The organism is Acinetobacter sp., assembly GCF_036659555.1.
Taxonomy (GTDB): Bacteria; Pseudomonadota; Gammaproteobacteria; order Pseudomonadales; family Moraxellaceae; genus Acinetobacter.
Genome location: NZ_JAVXCI010000040.1, coordinates 1 through 1,189 on the forward strand (window position 1 = coordinate 1; position 1,189 = coordinate 1,189).

General features: G+C 50.4%; 1 protein-coding gene. It reads left to right on the forward strand.

Features of this window, described 5'->3' with window-relative positions:
- Positions 1–10: 10 nt before the first annotated feature.
- On the forward strand, positions 11–841 hold the full coding sequence (locus tag RSA72_RS07150) for an inositol monophosphatase family protein (protein ID WP_332632922.1): 831 nt from the start codon (positions 11–13) through the stop codon (positions 839–841).
- Positions 842–1,189: the final 348 nt, after the last annotated feature.

Sequence of the window (1,189 nt, forward strand, 5' to 3'; positions counted from 1 at the left end):
TGGGTGTTCAATGGAACCTATGGTGGTGATGGCTGCGCGTGCGGCTCAATTAGTTGGTCAAGAGCTTTTAAAAGCGCATCAGAATCGTCATAAGCTCGATCTGCAAGTCGAAGAAAAAGGCATTGACGGTCCGGTAACGCGCGTAGACCGCTATCTGGAACAGCTGACAATCGACACCCTGCGCAAAAGCTATAAAAATCACAGCTTCCTGGGCGAAGAGTTCGGCATGCAGGAAGGCAAAGGCCACGATGCCGACTGGTGTTGGGTGATTGACCCGCTTGACGGCACCCTGAACTTCATTAACGGTTTCCCGCATTTCTGCGTATCCATTGCTGTTCAGCACAAAGGCGTCACCCAGCACGGCGTAATTTATGACCCTGTAAAAGACGAGCTGTTCTCTGCCAGCCGCGGCCGCGGCGCAATGATGAACCAGCGCCGCATCCGGGTAAATGTGAAAGACAGCCTGGAAAAAACTTTTATGGGCGTTGGCCATGCTTACCGCGCTAAACGCGGCGGTGAAATCGTTTCTTATGCGAAAAATCATTTTGAATCCTTATTGAACGTGACTGAAGCGGGCGCGCAATACCGCCGTTCAGGCTCTGCAGCCTTGGATTTGGCCTATGTGGCTGCCGGCCGTTTGGACGGCTACTTTGAGCTGGGCTTAAAGCCTTGGGATATCGCTGCCGGCGAGCTGATTGTGAAAGAGGCGGGCGGCACAGTGGTTGATGCGCGCGGCGGCTCAAATTCTATGGACAATGGCCAAGTGATTGCCTGCTCCATGAAAATGCTGAAGCCTTTGATGCAGGCGGTTGTTCCAGCCTGGGGCGACGCTGCCAAGTAAGCTTCCGGCTTAAGCAGTCCGAGTTGATGAAAACCCTCATGCGTGAGGGTTTTTTTATGCATCCGGCAATCTGAAAATAGAATCAAAACGGATTCCGGCGGATCATGCGGCCGGAAAAATACGGCGTGAGTGGATTTGAACAGACCAGCAGATGCTTAAATGCAGGCTGGAAGCGCTGGAAAATTTTTCTGGATGGTCAAAAAACCAAGCGGAAACCCGCATTTATTCAGTATTTGAGAAAATATTGCAGCAATCTGACTAAAATAGGTGACTTTTGAAAATATCCTGCTATAATCCGCCCACGCACTAAATTTCGTTCATTACCTGAACATTCTCTTCTATCATTGT

Coding starts and splice junctions, on each gene's coding strand:
- RSA72_RS07150 (WP_332632922.1), top strand. CDS start 11: ATGGAACCTATGGTGGTGATGGCTGCGCGTGCGGCTCAATTAGTTGGT.